The sequence below is a fragment of the Bacillus sp. GbtcB14 genome (assembly GCF_019091205.1).
Classification (GTDB): domain Bacteria; phylum Bacillota; class Bacilli; order Bacillales; family Bacillaceae_G; genus Bacillus_A; species Bacillus_A cereus_AG.
The window spans coordinates 62,521-80,337 of sequence record NZ_JAGXJT010000008.1 but is presented as its reverse complement, the minus strand read 5'-3'; the positions used below and the strand labels follow the sequence as shown (position 1 = coordinate 80,337).

Below are 17,817 nucleotides of genomic sequence, written 5' to 3'. Positions count from 1 at the left end.
ATATTTTGAGACAAAAAAATCCCGTATGAAGATACATTTCTGCATATCTTCATACGGGATTTCCTATAGTTTAATCTTCGTCTTTAACATCCATATCTTCTGGAATTGGTTCGTTCAATATTTCTTCCACTAATTGCTTATATTTCTCCATTTGTTCTAAATGTGTATTGAATTGTTCTTTATTTAATAAATATTGCTCTCCATCGAATAGAGCACGAATTTTCTTTTTCTGAATTAGCTCTTCGATATACGACTTTGGTAAATTCAAATACTCCGCAGCTTCTTCTACTGTTATATACAACGCGTTCATTCCTTTATTGTTTTTTCCTATATACTGTATCTTACTTTATTTTTGTAAACAAATAAAAAAGATTTTGTAAATGCAATTTAAAAAGAAGGTGGATGCATTCCATATATTGTATAATAATATAGTAAGGATTTTTTAAATATAGAATGGTATTACCCATTTACACAAAGGAGAGTTAACATATGGCTACTCGTCACATCATTACAATGTTAGAAAAAACATTACAGGTTGAAACAGAAAACACAATTTCTCATTTAACTACATCTTTATCTGATCGTATTCTTTCTCAAAGCTCAGTAATACATGAAAACAATTGTTACCATACAATTGGGGAATGGTACAAAAATCATTTTTTATTCCAACAAGATGATTTCCTTTGGGCTAAATACGCTTTCTATGATGCATATTGTGAAGCTATAAAGGGACAAGGACATCTTACAAAACGCGTCCGTCAAATATTAGAATCATTAGCTCGAATGCATGGAAAACAGTACATTGCGTCTATATTAAATATGCCATTTCCTAACGAACAAGCTAAAGGGACAGCATAATGTAATACTGTTCTACGTCAGCAAAACATAGATTCATTGTTTTCTAGGAAGATTTACAAATAAAACGTTCATATTACATGAACTGATGAAACCGGTGTCATTATAATGATTGAAAATATAGTAAACAGGAAAACCCCCATTTGCCTCTCTTATCACTCGAATAGAGAAGTAAATGGGGGTATACTTGTTTTTTTATTATTTCATCATCTGCTTGATCAATTCACGATTTCTCTTCTTAAATACTTCATTATGCGACGAAACCATTCCATACTCACTTGCATCTGGTTGAATAAATTGTTTCGCTTTATTTACAGCATTTCCAGCATCTTGGAACGCTCCTGCAATTAAATGTAATTTCCCTTCATGCTTTAAAATATCTCCCGCAGCATATAATCCATCTACAGAGGACTCACTATTCGCATTCCCTGCAATAAAGTAATTATCTACAATTGCGACATCTAGCTCACTATTTTCCAATAATGTAATGTCACGTTCATATCCATGATTAATAATAACTTCTTCGATAGATAACTGAGAAATCTCTCCCGTTTCATGGTTTGTTAATTCTACATATTCAATCGCTTCATGGTTATCACCAGCAATTAATTTTGTAATCGATGTATTAAAGAAACATTTTGCTGAACTATTCATAAGTTGTTTTACTTGTGCTTCGTGACCAGATAATTCTTCTTTTCTATATGTTAAGTACACTTTTTTCGCGATTGGTTCTAATTCATTTGCCCAATCAATTGCAGAGTTCCCTCCACCTGAAATAATTACCGTTTTATCTTTGAAACGTTTTAACGATTTAACTGTATAATTTAAATTCGAGACTTCAAATCTCTCCGCACCTTCAATCGACAACTTTTGTGGATTCAATATACCACTCCCAGTTGCGACGATCACTGTTTTTGAAAAATGTTCTTCCCCAGAGCTTGTTTTTAATGTGAAAATCCCATCTTGATTACGAATAATTGATTCTATTTTTGTATTCAATACAACTTCTGGCTGGAATGTTAATCCTTGTTGCACAAGTTGCTCAATTAATTTCTCACCAGTAACTGGTAACAATCCGCCAATATCCCAAATCATTTTTTCTGGATAAACATGTATTTTACCACCTAACTGTGGTTGAAATTCTATTATTTTCGTTTTCATCTCTCTTAGTCCACTATAAAAAGCTGAATAAAGCCCTGCAGGTCCTCCGCCTATCACAGTTACATCAAACAATTCTTCTTGATTCATTCGTGTCACTCCTCAGCTACTAATAATTGATTATCATTCTCAATAAAATATAACTTGTTTTTATAAATTTTACAATCAAAATCACTATTGACAATACACCTATATAAAATTATAGTATTTAAAGAATCAATAGTGATAATCATTATCATTTTGTTAATAATTAGCAAATTTGAGATTACATCTTCTTTCACTAATATGGTTAATACTATATTGTAAAATCTCATATTCAAGATTTTTAATACGCATTTTGCATTACCACTACTCTTTCAAACAGATTGCAGTTAAACAAATTATTGTATACACATATCATCTATGTTAAAGGAGAAAGACGATGAAAAAGTTATTTATTTCACTAACAGTTCTTTTCGTTCTTGTTATGAGTGCTTGTAGCAATGGCTCTACAGACAAAAAGAACGATGCAAAAGGTAGTAAATCAGAAACAATTACATACCAATCTGAAAATGGTAAAGTAGAAGTTCCTGCAAATCCAAAACGCGTTGTTGTCTTATCATCATTCGCTGGTAATGTAATGTCATTAGATGTAAATCTTGTTGGGGTAGATTCATGGTCTAAGCAAAACCCACGTTTTGATAGCAAACTGAAAGATGTTGCTGAAGTATCAGATGAAAACGTTGAAAAAATCGCTGAACTAAATCCAGATTTAATCATTGGTTTATCAAATATTAAAAATGTCGATAAGTTAAAGAAAATCGCTCCTACTGTAACATACACTTACGGAAAGGTTGATTACTTAACACAGCATTTAGAAATCGGTAAGTTATTAAACAAAGAAAAAGAAGCAAAAACTTGGGTTGATGACTTCAAGAAACGTGCACAAGACGCTGGTAAAGAAATTAAAGCAAAAATCGGTGAAGATGCAACAGTTTCTGTTGTAGAAAACTTCAACAAACAGCTTTATGTATACGGCGAAAACTGGGGCCGTGGAACAGAAATTCTATACCAAGAAATGAAATTAAAAATGCCTGAAAAAGTAAAAGAAAAAGCATTAAAAGAAGGTTACTACGCATTATCTACTGAGGTATTACCTGAGTTTGCTGGTGATTACTTAATCGTAAGTAAAAACAAAGATACTGATAACTCATTCCAAGAGACAGAATCATATAAAAACATCCCAGCAGTAAAAAATAATCGCGTATACGAAGCAAACATGATGGAATTCTATTTCAACGATCCACTTACATTAGATTTCCAACTAGACTTCTTCAAGAAGAGCTTTCTTGGTAAATAATACAAACATGAGGAATTCTTAAATTAAGAATTCCTCTTCCTTTATTCTATGAACAGAAAAGATGTGAAACGAATGACAAAAGATCACGACAATCCACGTTCTATAGCTTTTACATACAAACTCATTTTGAGCATAATTGCATTCTTTCTTATTTTTATGGTGGCAATGGTGGTAGGGGCTGCGGATACTTCAATCAAAGATGTATGGTTGGCACTCACTTCTTCTGCTAAAGGGGACAAAATATCTATTATTCGAGAAATTCGTTTACCACGTGAAGTAGCTGCTATTTTTGTAGGAGCTGGACTAGCCGTTTCTGGAGCCATTATGCAAGGTTTAACACGAAATCCACTTGCTGATCCTGGATTACTGGGGCTAACTGGTGGCGCAAATGCTGCGCTCGCGTTAACGCTGGCTTTCAATCCTTCCATCAGCTATCTTTACTTAACATTTGCTTGCTTTATCGGTGCTGCAATTGGCGCAATTATGGTATTTGGCATTGGCATGGTGAAAAAAGGCGGACTTTCTCCCCTTCGAATTGTATTAGCTGGTGCTGCCGTTTCAGCATTTCTACTTGCAATTTCAGAAGGCGTCGGCATTTACTTTAAAATTTCACAAGATGTATCACTTTGGACTGCTGGAGGCGTAATTGGAACGACTTGGAGCCAATTGAAAATTATTATTCCAGTCATTTCAGTAAGTATATTTATCGCTATCTTATTTGCAAGAAAATTGACAGTCCTTAGTTTCAGTGAAGAAGTTGCTGTTGGACTTGGTCAAAAAATTATTGTCATTAAAACCATTTTATTTATCATTATCATCTTACTTGCTGGTGCTTCTGTAGCGCTTGTTGGGAACATGGCATTTATCGGATTAATGATCCCTCACATGGTACGTCCAATTGTTGGGCCGGACTACCGTTTTGTCATACCGATGTCAGCAATTGCTGGTGCATCCTTTATGCTACTTGCAGATACAATTGGACGTACAATTAATGCTCCGTACGAAACACCAGTTGCTGCTATTGTCGCAATTGTAGGATTACCATTCTTCCTATTCATTGTACGTAAAGGAGGAAAAACATTCTCATGATGCCATCTATTTTAAGAAAACAACGTCTTATTATACTCGCTTTACTTATACTAACCATCACAACCATTGTAGTTGGAATGGGACTCGGTTCAGCATCTTTATCTTATGATCGACTACTCCCAACATTAATGGGACAAGGGACTTTTAAAGAGGAGTTTGTTTTATACTCTTTACGACTACCTAGAATTGTTATTACATTATTAGCTGGTATGGCTCTCGCTTTATCAGGTGCTATCCTACAAGGAATTACCCGAAATGATTTAGCGGAACCTGGTATTCTCGGAATCAACTCTGGGGCTGGTGTTGCTGTTGCTATTTTCTTTTTATACTTTCCAATAGATGTAGGTTCATTTCTTTACTTACTACCTGTCGTTGGATTTATCGGTGCTTTTCTTACAGCTGTTCTAATTTACGTATTTTCATATAGTAAATCAACAGGACTTCAGCCAATACGACTAACATTAACTGGTATCGGTTTTTCATTTGCACTATCTGGAATGATGATTGTCCTTATTTCATCCGCTGATCGTATGAAAGTGGACTTTATCGCTAAGTGGATCGCCGGAAACATTTGGGGCGATGACTGGGTCTTCATTTTCGCAATGCTACCATGGTTAATCGTATTAATTCCGTTCGTTTTCTATAAAGCAAATCGATTAAACATTCTAGCATTAAACGAGCCAGTCGCAATCGGTATTGGAATTGAAATTGAAAAAGAACGCAGATACTTATTAGTTGCAGCCGTTGCACTTGCTGCTGCAGCTGTTTCCGTAACAGGAGGAATTAGCTTTATCGGGCTGATGGCTCCTCATATCGCAAAATCTTTAGTAGGTCCAAGGCATCAAATCTTCATGCCTATCGCCGTTTTAATCGGTGGATGGCTATTACTATTAGCAGACACAATCGGACGAAATATCGTTGATCCTAATGGCATCCCAGCAGGTATTGTCGTTGCTTTAATTGGTGCCCCTTACTTTATGTATTTGTTACTTAAGAAGGCATAAGAAAAACCCTCAAGATTTTTTCTTGAGGGTTTTTTTATTTCATTCTACTGCTGCCCATACCCTTCAAACTTCTTCGCCAAATTCTCCATCTCATCTTCTGGCAATAGCTTCGGCTCTCCGACGCTTTTCGTTTGATAATAAATTTGCGCACAAAACTCGATTTCTTCTGCAATAGTAAATGCCATTTTTATATTATTCGCTCCAGCCATTAAACCATGGTTCGCAAGTAACACTGCACGACGATCAATCATCCCTTCAAAAGCAGCATCTGCTAATTGTTTCGTACCAAATGTTTCATACGGTGCACAGCGGACATTCGGGCCTGCGAAAGCAATTAAATACGATACTGCTGGAAGTTCCCATCCTAATGATGCAATCGTCTTCGCGTAAGGAGAATGTGTATGTACAAGCGCATTTATGTCTTCACGATTTCTATAATAAATAAGGTGCATATCGAGCTCACTTGATGGTTTTCGCTCTCCCTCTATCACTTCACCATCTAAATTCAATATAACTACATCTTCAGGCTTTGTTTCATAATAATCTAAACCACTTGGGCTAATTGCAACAAGACCTTGCTCGCGATTGAAAATACTAATATTTCCGCCCGTCCCCTTTGTTAAACCGCTAGAGATCATTTTCTTTCCATACGCTACAATTTCTTCTCTTTCTTTTTGTAATAACATATACATCCCCCTAAGTATGAAGCTTGTGATGACTGACTTTAGATTTATCTACTTATTGAAATAGCTTTTTTAAATTCTCCGTAAACGGTGCTTTTACAATCCCTTTTTCCGTAATAATCGCTGTTACATTTTCATGTGGCGTAACATCAAATGCTGGATTATATACTTTGCTTTCTTTCGGAGCAGAATATTGTCCGAAGCGATTAATTACTTCAGAGGCATCTCTTTCTTCGATTGGAATTTCTTTTCCTGTCTGTGTTTTTAAATCAATTGTTGGTGTTGGGGCTGCTACATAAAATGGAATGTTGTAGTATTTAGCTAAAATAGATACACCTAATGTTCCAATTTTATTTGCTACATCACCGTTTGCTGCTACACGGTCACATCCAACGATTACAGCATCAATCTTCCCTTGTGACATGACCATAGCTGCCATATTATCCGTAATGACAGTAACATCGATTCCCGCTCGCTGTAGTTCTAATGCTGTTAACGTTGAACCTTGCAACCTAGGGCGTGTTTCATCTGAGTAGATTTTTAAGTCCCATCCTTTTTCTTTCGCCAAGTACATCGGAGCTGTCGCAGTACCATACTTAGTCGTCGCTAACGCACCAGCATTACAGTGTGTTAATACTCCCATTCCATCATGGAATAATGTTAATGCATGTTCTCCAATTTGACGGTTAATTTCTTCATCTTCTCTATGAATCTCTTTTGCCTCTTCTAGTAATCTATCTTTCAACTGGGCTATTGATAAGTGTGCATTCTCTGTCGCGACTGCCTCCATTCTTTCAAGTGCCCAAAATAAGTTTACTGCTGTCGGTCTTGATGTTGCCAAATATGCACATACCTTTTTGACTTCCTCTATAAATTCTTCCACCGAGCTTTGAGTCACTTCCTTGACGCCTAAATACACACCATAAGCTGCTGAAACACCAATCGCTGGCGCTCCTCGTACTTTCATTACTTGAATGGCATCCCACACACTTTCGGCTGTTTTAAAAGATTCATAGACAACTTCATTCGGTAATAATGTTTGATCTAATAAAACTAAAGCATCTTCTTTCCACTGAATTGGTATTAATTGCTCTTCCATCATCTTCTCCCCTTACTTCACGTAGTGCATTGACTGTTCTTTTAACGTTTCTACAAAGCTTGTGCCTGTTTTATATTGACTCGCCTGTAAAATAAATTTCTTCGCTACTTGAAGACAAATGCGTTCTGCTCTAGCACGTGCTTCCTCATTCTCAATACAAGTAATATCTTTTACTTTCGCTAGTCCAACAATACGACGAATTAACTCAAGTCCCGTCACTGCAGCCGTATCCTCTAATACAGATTGTAAATATACTTCGCTAAAACCTTCTTCCTTCGCCATAATCTCGGTCACATGAATATTCCAAGCGTCTAAAAACTTCTTCTTAAATAAATCAATTACCTCTACCATTGCCGATTGTAGCCAACCCATATACGTATCTTTTTCAGCTCCAGACGGCATGATCGCATCTGCATTCACCCAAGCAAACATTAAATTCGCCATTACATTCCCAACGTCATATCCCATCGGTCCATAAAAGGCAAACTCAGGATCAATAACCTTTGTAGAATCATTTTTCACAAAGACAGAACCAGTATGTAAATCACCGTGAATAAGCGCCTGTGCATTCGTCATAAAAGAAATTTTCAGCTTTGCTACTTCCATACGAAGCTCTTTATCACTATAAATATGCTCTCTAACCCATCCCTCATTTAACGAAAATAGCTCATTACGCTTATTATGATTTGTAAATGGTTCTGAATATACGAGGTCCTCTGTAATCTCACATAATTCAGGATTTATATAATTCTTTACAAGTTCCTTCTTCTCTTTATGATTCATTACAACATCTGATGTTAATAGAAGTGTATTTACCATAAAAGTAGTTAAATCGTCAGCAAGCCTCGGAAATATTTGATGATTTATAAGTGCTGTACGTAATATGGTGTGATCCGATAAATCTTCCATGACGCAACAATTCATCAAACTATCAAACAAATATACGTCTGGCACCAGTCCAGGTGCTAACTCACCCTCTAATCGTAAAACATCCGATTCTATACGTATTCGATTCGTCGACAACTTAAACTCATCTGAAATACGAGCTGTATCCCCAGCCTGCTTTACAATGATGGAAATGTTCTCCTTTTCATCCCAAACGCGGAACACATAATTTAAATTGCCATCACCTATTTCTTTACACTGTAACCCCTTTGCCTGCTCAAACTTAGGCACTTTCTCTTTCACATATGCAATCACATCGTTAGCTTCCATTAAAAAATACTTCGTGAACTTAGACATGGTTTCCCCTCCACACTAATTGTAAGCGTTTTCTAAAAGCTATAAAAAATAATAGGTTAAATTTTTTTCATCCTATATTATATCTTCTTCTTTTTGAAAGATATATCTAGGTTTTATTATATCTTGTTAAAAATGGGAGTCAATGCTTCTATTTTCTTAGTTTATCCTCTCTAAATAAAGGAAAATTTCAGTCCTACTGATAATTCATTTACATCACTTCAATATTTACAATGGCTGTATTCAGCTAACGCCTTTCTTTACTTTTGAACCTTCATCCGGAACATTTTCCCCTATACATTACAGGCGAATTGGTTAAAAAACTATGGATTTCATAACATGCCAATACATTAAATCCTTATATTTGATATATACAATTTAATTATTAGAAATTTTATTATATATTATTGAAGAAGAGGTGATTACTCCATGTGGAAACAAGCCATTGGTTGGTTTCTCATCACTATGATGATATTTTTAATGATACATATTAACTTTCGAGATAGTGATACAAATCTCATTCAAACACGTGCACAAAATGGGACAATTAACTTAGGTGATCTTCCTTCAAATGCGAAAATATTATCTTTAGCAGGCGAATGGAAATTCACCCCAAATGAATTTGTAGATGTGAACCAATTTCAAGAAAAAGCTCTAAATCAAATTGTGCCAGGACAGTGGGAATCCAAAACACAATATGGTTCTTATCAATTAAAAATCGAGCTACCTAAGCATTTTTCTGAAGTTGGCTTTCGCATTCGAAACATTTGGTCCGCCCATACCATTTATGTAAACGGCGAAAAAGTTTCTGCAATAGGTCAAATTGGAAAATCAAAAGAAGCTACAAAACCTGAAAATCCATCATATGAAATTTATTTAAAGCCAAAAGCAAAAGAATTGCTCCTAACAATTCACGTTTCAAATTTCTACAATGTACGCGGAGGTATTATTTTTCCAATCGATTTCGGTGATGCTAAAGCAATGCAAGAAGACGTAGCTGAAGATACAAATATCGAATGGACAGCCGTTTCCATCTTATTAGTTTTTAGTATTTTTCATCTCACTATCTTTTTGTTACGTAAAAAAGATGATGGCTTTTTTTATAGCGGTTGTTATTTCCTAAGCCTAGCACTAATTGTTATGACACGAGGAGAACGTATATTACTTCGTGCCGTTCCTAATATCCCTTTTGAATTTTATTTTCGCTTACAGGACTCTATTACATTTTTTAGTGCTATTTTATTACCACTATTTATTTCAAAAACTATGCCGACTATTATAAATAAAAAACAACTGTTTTTATTATTTTCACCTTTCTTTATTTATAGCGTAGGAATAATCTTATTTCCAGCTCGGTCGCTATCAAATCTACAAACACCATACTTTTTTTATATGAATATCATGTTGTTGTGGATTATCCTGAGAATGACTCAGCTCATCATACAAAAAAAGTGGATTATTAGTAAAAACGAAATTTTAATTTTCACCCTTATGTTACTTACTCTATTTATGTTTCTCTTTAGCGGTACACTCGAACAACTTTTTGCATCAGGTCGTAATATATTTAACCGCTTTGGGCTACTAGGGTTCATTATTATGATGAATGTCTTTTTAGGCACACGTTTTATTAATCGTACCGAAGAGGCCGAGCACTTATCAAAAAAATTAGAAGCTATTCATTTAACGAAAGATTCTTTTCTAAAAGTAACAACACAAGAATTAAAAGATCCGTTATACCATGCAATTAATTTAATTAAATCCGTAAAAGCTAATGATAAAAAAGAGAAGCATTCAAATGAGCTACACTTATTAGAACAACTTACAGAACGTTTACTATACCTTACTAATGATCTACAAGATTTCACAAGAATTAAATTTCATGATTATTCTTTTACAGCAAGATCAACAAATATAAAAATGGTTGTGAATCATGTTTATAAATTAATGGAACTACCTCTCTCAAGAAAACATATTACATATCAAGAGTATGTACCAAATAATTTACACGGACTAGTAGATGAAGACCGGTTAACACAAGTTCTTTACCGTATTTTAGAAGAATGTTGTTACTATGCAGTAGATGGGAAAATTGTTATTGATGCTCAGCATATAGGAGAAAATATTCATTTAACCTTTAAAGCGACTAGCAACTCTACTGTTACTTATGAAGATACTCGCACTGAAATCGGTTTATTAATAAGTAAAGAACTGCTAGAACGTATGGATGGACATTTGCAGGTAGATTACTATAAAGCTTCTATCTTATTTAAAATCCAAGTTCCTTTTTATGAATATAAAGAAATACATACTATTTTACAGGAACAACATAATTTTAAAGAAGTTTCCCAAGCAAACACTAGTCAGCAGCCAACAATTTTAATTGTAGATGATGATGTCATACATACAGAGGTGCTAAAATCTTTACTAGCAGAAACATACAATATTACCATTGTGCATTCGGCTCAAGATGCTATTTTCTTATTAGAGAGCATGAAAGATTTCGCGCTTCTTATCATAGATGAAACTCTTCCTGAGATTGGAGGAGTCGAACTTGCTAAACATATACGCAAAAAAACATCAGTACTAGAATTACCTATTCTAATGTTAAGTTCAAAAGATTATCCAACGCATGTAGATCATTTATTTGCAAGTGGAATAAATGATTACTTAGTCAAACCTTATACAAAGCAAGTACTATTAGCTAGATTACATACTATTTTCCAAACAAAAGAAGCGATACTGCAAGCATTTGAAAATGAAATGGCCTTTCTACAGGCACAAATTAAACCGCACTTCTTATATAATGCAATGAGTAATATTATTTCATTTTGTTATACAGATAGCGAACATGCTGCACATCTCCTAACGATGCTAAGCTCCTACTTACGCTATATATTTGAATCCGGAAACGAAACAAATTACTCTACATTACAAAAAGAAATTTCCATCATTCGAGCATATGTAGAAATAGAAAAGGCACGATTTGGCGAACGTCTTTCTTTTTCATATGAAGTTGACACTATTGAATCTTTAGATGAAATATATATACCTAATTTACTCGTACAACCACTTGTGGAAAATGCAATACGCCACGGTCTATTTGAGAAAGAAGAAAACGGTCATGTACAAATTAATATAAAACAAATAAAAGAGATTTTATTTATACAAGTAATAGATAACGGTATTGGGATGTCAGAAACAACCATACACAATTTGTTAAACGGAACTCTTCAGAACCAAGGAATTGGATTTTCTAATGTTTTACGTCGTGTTCGAAAGTTTTCTAATGGAACTGTAGAAATTTATTCTATTGAAAGTAAAGGAACAACTATTAATGTAACGATTCCATTAAAGGAGAGAATGTAGTGTGGCGAATAGTAATAATAGAAGATGAAAAGCCTATTTTAGATTTACATAATCATTTATTAACAAAACATGGCGGATTTCAAATTGTTGATACTTTCCAGTCACCATTAGAGGCAATTAACATGCTTCCTCATTACACATTAGACGCTATTTTACTAGATATTGAAATGCCTAAAATGACAGGAATTGAACTCGCTAAGAAATTAGTAGATGACGGTATCGATGTTCCGATTATCTTTTCTACTGCCTACCCCACTTATGCTTTAGAAGCGTTTCGGGTACAAGCTCTCGATTATATATTAAAACCATTAACACCTAGCGCTGTACAGGATGTAGATTACCGCCTAAAAAAATATTACGGTGTTACGAATCAACAAAGAAGTTCAAATACTCTTCAAGTACAACTGTACGGTAATACATTTATAAAAAAAGACCATCAATCACTAAAGTGGCCTACCCGTGTTACCGAAGAGCTTTTTTATTACTTCCTTCTCCATAAAGAAAAAGCTGTTTCAAAGTGGAAAATTCTTGATGATATTTGGCCTAACACAGATGAAAAACGTGCATTAGCAAATTTGTATAATACTATTTACCGAATACGCCAACTATTTAGTGAGCTAAATGTCCCTCTCAAAATCGAGCGTACAACTGATGGTTATGAAATGCAGATTAACCAAACAGTTCAATTTATCGAAACACACAATACCGACGACCTATTATTAGAGTCCAAAGGATATTTATGGGCTTACAAACTTCAAAATATACAACTTTAAGAAACCTATTTCTAAGCTGAAACAGGTTTCTTATTTTATAAAAAATACCTTGAGAGATTTTTGAGAGAAACGTTTGATACATTAATGAATAGAAATAAATCCTATTTAAAGTATTATCCCATTTCACAAAACTATTTTCTTACTATCTATATTAAGGAGAACAAAATGAGCACTCACACTAATCAAGACATTACGCTTACAAACATTGAATCCATTTCCGACAGAACCAATTTTAATTTATATTTACAAGAATCCAATGCTTTCAATCCTAACCTTATAAAATGCACCATGTTAGAATTTATCGTCACAAAAGACAGTGTAAAGATTTACATAAAGCATACGCCAAATTGCGATTCTGACACTTATACGATCAAAGAGTACATGATTCCAAGCTCAGCATTCCATTACGTTTTCCCAACCATTCATGAAAATAACGAAGAAATTTCCGTACACATGCAATGTTTTGGTATACATGGTGAACTACTCGTTGCTGAAAAACTATTTATCCATCAAAACAATCATTTAAGTTCTAAATTACGTACATTTTTCGAAACACTGAACAGCAATATACATAACGCCCTACACCCATTAAAAAAATCCCCTATCAAGTAATCTTACGCTGGATAGGGGATTTTTTAATACTTTAATTTTACGAAAGAAGCTGAGTTATTTCTTTTTCCCTAACTCCTCGCGAAACAGTTTACGCTTCAATATATGTCCAATAAATGAACAATTAAAATAAGAAGAATTTTTCAAAAAGATTCCGATTCATTTTGTTTTATTTATCTCATCATTCTTTGTACAATAAAGTAAGAAGTTACTTTTCAACCACATAACCTACTAAAAACATCTTTCCTCAAAACATTTAATTATCATCTACATGTTTCAAGCTTAAATGTAAACAACCTTCCACCTATGACTATACTGACTCATTTACAACTAAATTTTCTACTCTATCATTGCCAAACTGCTTCATCATCTCAATTGAGAATAAATATTAATTAAATTGATATAAAGTTGGTTTATTCACTTGACAAAATAACCACTTCTATATGATAATTAATATCGAATTAGAATTATTATAGTTAATTAAAAAATATATTTTATGAGCACACTATTTTTTGATGCTCACAACCAACATTTAGGAGGAATTTTAATATGTTATTAATCGGCACAGAAGTAAAACCGTTTAAAGCTAATGCTTACCATAATGGAGAATTTATCCAAGTTACTGACGAAAGTTTAAAAGGAAAATGGAGTGTAGTTTGTTTCTACCCAGCTGACTTCACATTCGTTTGTCCAACTGAACTTGAAGACTTACAAAACCAATACGCAGCTCTTAAAGACTTAGGCGTTGAAGTATACTCTGTATCTACAGACACTCACTTCACTCACAAAGCATGGCATGATAGCTCAGAAACTATCGGCAAAATCGAGTACATCATGATTGGTGACCCAACTCGCACAATCACTACAAACTTCAACGTTTTAATGGAAGAAGAAGGTCTTGCTGCTCGTGGTACATTCATCATCGATCCAGACGGCGTTATCCAATCTATGGAAATCAATGCTGACGGTATCGGCCGTGACGCAAGCATTCTTGTTAACAAAATTAAAGCAGCTCAATACGTACGTAACAACCCAGGTGAAGTTTGCCCAGCTAAATGGCAAGAGGGTTCTGCAACACTTAAACCAAGCCTTGACCTTGTAGGCAAAATCTAAGGAGTTCGATCAAAATGATACTAGATGCAGATATAAAAACACAACTATCCCAATACCTTCAGTTAATGGAGAACGATATTTTACTTAAAGTAAGCGCTGGAGACGACGACGTATCTAAAGATATGTTAGCTCTAGTAGACGAATTAGCTACTATGTCATCTAAGATTACAGTAGAAAAAGTTGAATTAGAGAGAACACCAAGCTTTAGCGTAAATCGCCCTGGTGAAGACACTGGTGTCGTATTCGCTGGTATTCCATTAGGACACGAATTTACTTCATTAGTGTTAGCTTTACTACAAGTAAGTGGACGCGCTCCAAAAGTTGAACAAAAACTAATCGATCAAATTAAAAACATTCAAGGCGAATATCATTTTGAATCTTATATCAGCCTAAGTTGTCATAACTGTCCTGATGTTGTACAAGCTCTTAACGTAATGAGCGTTCTAAACTCTGGTATTACACATACTATGATTGATGGCGCTGCATTCAAAGAGGAAGTAGAAAGCAAAGACATCATGGCAGTACCAACAGTTTTCCTAAACGGCGAATCTTTCGGAAGCGGTCGTATGACACTTGAAGAAATTTTAGCTAAAATGGGTAACGGTCCAGATGCATCAGAGCTTTCTGATAAAGATCCATACGATGTTCTTGTTGTTGGTGGCGGCCCTGCTGGTGCAAGTGCAGCAATTTATGCAGCACGTAAAGGCATCCGTACTGGTATCGTTGCTGAGCGCTTCGGTGGTCAAGTAATGGATACTATGGGTATTGAGAACTTCATCAGCGTAAAACGCACTGAAGGTCCTAAGCTAGTAGCAAGTCTTGAAGAGCACGTAAAAGAATACGACATCGATGTAATGAATCTACAACGTGCGAAACGTTTAGAGAAAAAAGAACTTATTGAAGTGGAACTTGAAAACGGCGCTATTCTGAAAAGTAAGAGCGTAATCGTTTCTACAGGTGCTCGCTGGCGTAACGTTGGCGTACCAGGTGAAGCTGAGTTCAAAAATAAAGGTGTAGCATACTGCCCACACTGTGACGGTCCATTATTCATCGGAAAAGACGTAGCGGTTATCGGCGGCGGTAACTCTGGTATTGAAGCAGCTATCGACTTAGCAGGTATTGTTAAGCACGTAACTGTTCTTGAATTCATGCCAGAATTAAAAGCTGATGCTGTATTACAAGAGCGTCTTAACAGCTTACCAAACGTAACTGTTCTGAAAAACGTTCAAACGAAAGAAATCACTGGTACTGATAAAGTAAACGGTATTTCTTACATCGATCGTGAAACTGAAGAAGTTCATCACGTTGAATTACAAGGTGTATTCGTACAAATCGGTCTTGTGCCAAACACAGACTGGTTAGGCGAAACAGTTGAACGCGCTCGCGGTGAAATCGTAACAGACAAGCACGGTGCTACAAACGTACCAGGAGTGTTTGCTGCAGGTGACTGTACAAATAATCCGTACAAACAAATCATCATCTCTATGGGTTCAGGTGCAAACGCAGCTTTAGGTGCATTTGATTACTTAATCCGTAACTAATTAGTAACTAATTATATAGACGTGAGTAAAGAAAAGCAGGTGCCAAGGCACCTGCTTTTTTATAATCTTAATGTATACACTAAAAACCTCTCATTCGCATTCTTCTCATAAGCCCCAGGCAACCTTACTTCCCTCTTCAGCTCAAACGCAGTCTGATTCTCCAAGAAGAAAATATAATCTTCAGAAGGATAGTATAAAATAATATCTACTTCTCTCTCCGCCTCTTCTACCGAAAGTAAAATATTATTTACTACGTTCATAAATACTTGTACAGAAAATGGATTAAAGAAATAAAACCGGTTATCCCGTGGATCAATCTCATATTCCTGCGCTAAACAACATTCAAACCCAATTTTATCTTTACTGTTTCTTATCTTTCGTGCATAGCGCTCTAAATTATCCATCGCTTCTTTATAAAACTCTTCATTCATTTCAATTCCAACCGCTGAAGCGCCACACTTATGGTGCATGTAAAAGTTTAATCGTCCTTTTCCGCATCCAAAGTCTACAACCCGGTCGCTACTTCTTATTTCATATTGATTTAATAACTCATCTAATCCGCTATATGGCGTCGGTTCATAACGGTGATAGTGCATAGACTTATTAAAGCCCTTTTGCTCACCGACAGTTTTTATATGTAATACAGCATCATAATATTGTTCGTTCATTCGTCTTCTCCTATTAGAAAATGGTACCTATTATTATACACCATGTATTGGAGACTCATTTTTTTATTGGATTAACTGGTACATGAAATTATATTAACGATTTTTTCAATATATCGACTTAACGACAAATTCCTACAAAAAAAAACAGGAGCTCTCTAGCCCCTGTCCTCTAATACTTTCAATACAGTTTGTTTCAATATTTCTACTCCATCCATAATACAACTATGATCAAACTTCATATGCGGATGGTGTAATCCAGGTTGTAAGTTTGCACCTAGTCCAAGCATGACAGCTTTTAAATGTGGTCTCTTCACTGTGTAGTAATGGAAATCATCACTTCCTGTCGTATACAGTGGTCCAGTGCATCCCTCTTCCCCGTATACTTCAAGAATGCCTTTTCGCATAAAGCGCTCAGCTTCTTCTGACACTTCAGCTCCTGGTGCGAGATCGATCCACTCATAAGATACTTTAGATCCCATTGATTCAGCCGACAGAATTACTCGCTCTATTTTTTGCTTCAATTCATTTAGTAATATGTTATTTTCTGCTCTAACATCTAAGCTAAAATGGCCGTTCCCCGGAATAATATTTAAATTATCTCCACCAGCTTGGCACCTTGTCATCTTCACTGAATATGAACTTTGCGGTGGTAGCCATATATTTTTCAAACCGATATTAATCATAGAAATAACATCAATTGCATTTATCCCTTGATGCGGGCGTGCCCCATGTGCATCTTCCCCATGAATCGTACCTTCTAAAAATCCTGCTGCTCCGTGACGAATAGATGGGGCAGCTTGTTTCAAAGGTAGTTCTTCAATCGGGCGCAAATGAACACCGAATAGGAAATCTGCATCATCCACAGCACCCTTATCTACCATCTTTAAAGAACCATTTCCTTTTTCCTCTGCCGGCTGAAAAATAAACCTAACCGTTCCACTGTCCCATCTCTTATTTTTCAATTGTAAAATAAGCCCCATCACAATTGTCATATGAGCATCGTGACCACATGAATGATTCGCTTTAAACTCTCCGTCCACTTCTTGCCAAAGTGCATCCATATCGGCACGAATTGCAATAACTGGATTTCCGCTTCCAATTTCAGCAATCACGCCTGGGCAATCATCAAATATTTTATATGAAATTCCTTCTTCTTTTAAAAAGTTAGTAATATACGCTGTCGTTTCATACTCTTTCCAACTCACTTCAGGATTTTCATGTAAATGCTGAAAAATTTCAGTTAAACGCTCTTGTAATTCTAATGTTTTCAAAGCTACATTC

General features: G+C 35.3%; 16 protein-coding genes. 9 read left to right on the top strand and 7 right to left on the bottom strand.

All coding sequences use genetic code 11. The features are described from left to right. Positions 1-70: 70 nt before the first annotated feature. Complete coding sequence (locus tag KVT31_RS21820) at positions 71-310, bottom strand: helix-turn-helix domain-containing protein (RefSeq protein ID WP_088094962.1); 240 nt, start codon at positions 308-310, stop codon at positions 71-73. A gap of 179 nt (positions 311-489) precedes the next feature. On the opposite strand from KVT31_RS21820, the gene KVT31_RS21815 reads away from it, so the two are divergent. Then, on the top strand, positions 490-858 hold the full coding sequence (locus tag KVT31_RS21815) for a hypothetical protein (protein ID WP_088094961.1): 369 nt from the start codon (positions 490-492) through the stop codon (positions 856-858). Positions 859-1,053: 195 nt separating this feature from the next. Here KVT31_RS21815 and KVT31_RS21810 read toward each other — a convergent pair whose 3' ends face one another. Beyond that, positions 1,054-2,103 (bottom strand): NAD(P)/FAD-dependent oxidoreductase, encoded by a 1,050-nt coding sequence (locus KVT31_RS21810; RefSeq protein WP_088094960.1) that lies wholly within the window; start codon positions 2,101-2,103, stop codon positions 1,054-1,056. Between the two features lie 331 nt (positions 2,104-2,434). On the opposite strand from KVT31_RS21810, the gene KVT31_RS21805 reads away from it, so the two are divergent. Genes KVT31_RS21805 through KVT31_RS21795 form a run of 3 tightly spaced genes read left to right on the top strand, consistent with a single transcriptional unit; the run spans position 2,435 to position 5,445 of the window. Further along, positions 2,435-3,352 (top strand): iron-hydroxamate ABC transporter substrate-binding protein, encoded by a 918-nt coding sequence (locus tag KVT31_RS21805; protein ID WP_000732569.1) that lies wholly within the window; start codon positions 2,435-2,437, stop codon positions 3,350-3,352. Positions 3,353-3,400: 48 nt separating this feature from the next. Further along, a complete protein-coding gene (locus KVT31_RS21800) occupies positions 3,401-4,441 on the top strand; it encodes a FecCD family ABC transporter permease (protein WP_140392323.1) in 1,041 nt (346 codons plus the stop codon). Next, positions 4,438-5,445, top strand: coding sequence for a FecCD family ABC transporter permease (locus KVT31_RS21795; protein WP_088094958.1), 1,008 nt, complete (start codon positions 4,438-4,440; stop codon positions 5,443-5,445). Before KVT31_RS21800 ends, KVT31_RS21795 begins: the two co-directional genes overlap by 4 nt. A 44-nt stretch (positions 5,446-5,489) precedes the next feature. On the opposite strand, the gene KVT31_RS21790 is transcribed toward KVT31_RS21795, so the two are convergent. From KVT31_RS21790 to mtnK, 3 genes are read right to left on the bottom strand one after another with little or no spacing between them, the layout of a single operon-like run. Next, positions 5,490-6,131, bottom strand: coding sequence for an L-fuculose-phosphate aldolase (locus KVT31_RS21790; protein WP_088094957.1), 642 nt, complete (start codon positions 6,129-6,131; stop codon positions 5,490-5,492). Positions 6,132-6,183: 52 nt separating this feature from the next. Continuing rightward, a complete protein-coding gene (mtnA, locus tag KVT31_RS21785; protein ID WP_140392322.1) occupies positions 6,184-7,227 on the bottom strand; it encodes an S-methyl-5-thioribose-1-phosphate isomerase in 1,044 nt (347 codons plus the stop codon). 12 nt (positions 7,228-7,239) lie between these two features. Then, positions 7,240-8,469 carry an S-methyl-5-thioribose kinase gene (gene mtnK / locus KVT31_RS21780; RefSeq protein ID WP_088094955.1) on the bottom strand — a complete coding sequence of 410 codons (1,230 nt, stop codon included), beginning with the start codon at positions 8,467-8,469 and terminating at the stop codon, positions 7,240-7,242. Positions 8,470-8,895: 426 nt separating this feature from the next. Between mtnK and KVT31_RS21775 the strand changes: the two genes are divergently transcribed. From KVT31_RS21775 to ahpF, 5 genes are all read left to right on the top strand, one after another. After that, entirely contained in the window at positions 8,896-11,832 is a 2,937-nt protein-coding gene (locus tag KVT31_RS21775; RefSeq protein ID WP_088094954.1) for a histidine kinase, read from the top strand. Beyond that, complete coding sequence (locus KVT31_RS21770; protein ID WP_098341930.1) at positions 11,832-12,605, top strand: response regulator; 774 nt, start codon at positions 11,832-11,834, stop codon at positions 12,603-12,605. Before KVT31_RS21775 ends, KVT31_RS21770 begins: the two co-directional genes overlap by 1 nt. A 165-nt stretch (positions 12,606-12,770) precedes the next feature. After that, a complete protein-coding gene (locus tag KVT31_RS21765) occupies positions 12,771-13,217 on the top strand; it encodes a DUF3978 family protein (RefSeq protein WP_088094952.1) in 447 nt (148 codons plus the stop codon). Positions 13,218-13,763: 546 nt separating this feature from the next. After that, entirely contained in the window at positions 13,764-14,327 is a 564-nt protein-coding gene (ahpC, locus tag KVT31_RS21760; protein ID WP_000924417.1) for an alkyl hydroperoxide reductase subunit C, read from the top strand. A 14-nt stretch (positions 14,328-14,341) separates the two neighbouring features. Next, positions 14,342-15,868, top strand: coding sequence for an alkyl hydroperoxide reductase subunit F (gene ahpF, locus KVT31_RS21755; RefSeq protein ID WP_000599491.1), 1,527 nt, complete (start codon positions 14,342-14,344; stop codon positions 15,866-15,868). Positions 15,869-15,927: 59 nt separating this feature from the next. On the opposite strand, the gene KVT31_RS21750 is transcribed toward ahpF, so the two are convergent. Both KVT31_RS21750 and KVT31_RS21745 read right to left on the bottom strand, forming a co-directional pair. Then, positions 15,928-16,536, bottom strand: coding sequence for an SAM-dependent methyltransferase (locus KVT31_RS21750; RefSeq protein WP_088094951.1), 609 nt, complete (start codon positions 16,534-16,536; stop codon positions 15,928-15,930). A 155-nt stretch (positions 16,537-16,691) separates the two neighbouring features. Beyond that, positions 16,692-17,807, bottom strand: coding sequence for a M20 peptidase aminoacylase family protein (locus KVT31_RS21745; protein WP_088094950.1), 1,116 nt, complete (start codon positions 17,805-17,807; stop codon positions 16,692-16,694). Positions 17,808-17,817 lie beyond the last annotated feature (10 nt).

What these genes read in the sequence shown, in the direction of transcription:
- mtnA (WP_140392322.1), bottom strand. Translation starts at nt 7,227, where the DNA reads ATGGAAGAGCAATTAATACCAATTCAGTGGAAAGAAGATGCTTTAGTT.
- KVT31_RS21795 (WP_088094958.1), top strand. Translation starts at nt 4,438, where the DNA reads ATGATGCCATCTATTTTAAGAAAACAACGTCTTATTATACTCGCTTTA.
- ahpF (WP_000599491.1), top strand. Translation starts at nt 14,342, where the DNA reads ATGATACTAGATGCAGATATAAAAACACAACTATCCCAATACCTTCAG.
- KVT31_RS21805 (WP_000732569.1), top strand. Translation starts at nt 2,435, where the DNA reads ATGAAAAAGTTATTTATTTCACTAACAGTTCTTTTCGTTCTTGTTATG.
- ahpC (WP_000924417.1), top strand. Translation starts at nt 13,764, where the DNA reads ATGTTATTAATCGGCACAGAAGTAAAACCGTTTAAAGCTAATGCTTAC.
- KVT31_RS21775 (WP_088094954.1), top strand. Translation starts at nt 8,896, where the DNA reads ATGTGGAAACAAGCCATTGGTTGGTTTCTCATCACTATGATGATATTT.
- KVT31_RS21790 (WP_088094957.1), bottom strand. Translation starts at nt 6,131, where the DNA reads ATGTTATTACAAAAAGAAAGAGAAGAAATTGTAGCGTATGGAAAGAAA.
- KVT31_RS21810 (WP_088094960.1), bottom strand. Translation starts at nt 2,103, where the DNA reads ATGAATCAAGAAGAATTGTTTGATGTAACTGTGATAGGCGGAGGACCT.
- KVT31_RS21765 (WP_088094952.1), top strand. Translation starts at nt 12,771, where the DNA reads ATGAGCACTCACACTAATCAAGACATTACGCTTACAAACATTGAATCC.
- KVT31_RS21750 (WP_088094951.1), bottom strand. Translation starts at nt 16,536, where the DNA reads ATGAACGAACAATATTATGATGCTGTATTACATATAAAAACTGTCGGT.
- mtnK (WP_088094955.1), bottom strand. Translation starts at nt 8,469, where the DNA reads ATGTCTAAGTTCACGAAGTATTTTTTAATGGAAGCTAACGATGTGATT.
- KVT31_RS21815 (WP_088094961.1), top strand. Translation starts at nt 490, where the DNA reads ATGGCTACTCGTCACATCATTACAATGTTAGAAAAAACATTACAGGTT.
- KVT31_RS21820 (WP_088094962.1), bottom strand. Translation starts at nt 310, where the DNA reads ATGAACGCGTTGTATATAACAGTAGAAGAAGCTGCGGAGTATTTGAAT.
- KVT31_RS21800 (WP_140392323.1), top strand. Translation starts at nt 3,401, where the DNA reads ATGAACAGAAAAGATGTGAAACGAATGACAAAAGATCACGACAATCCA.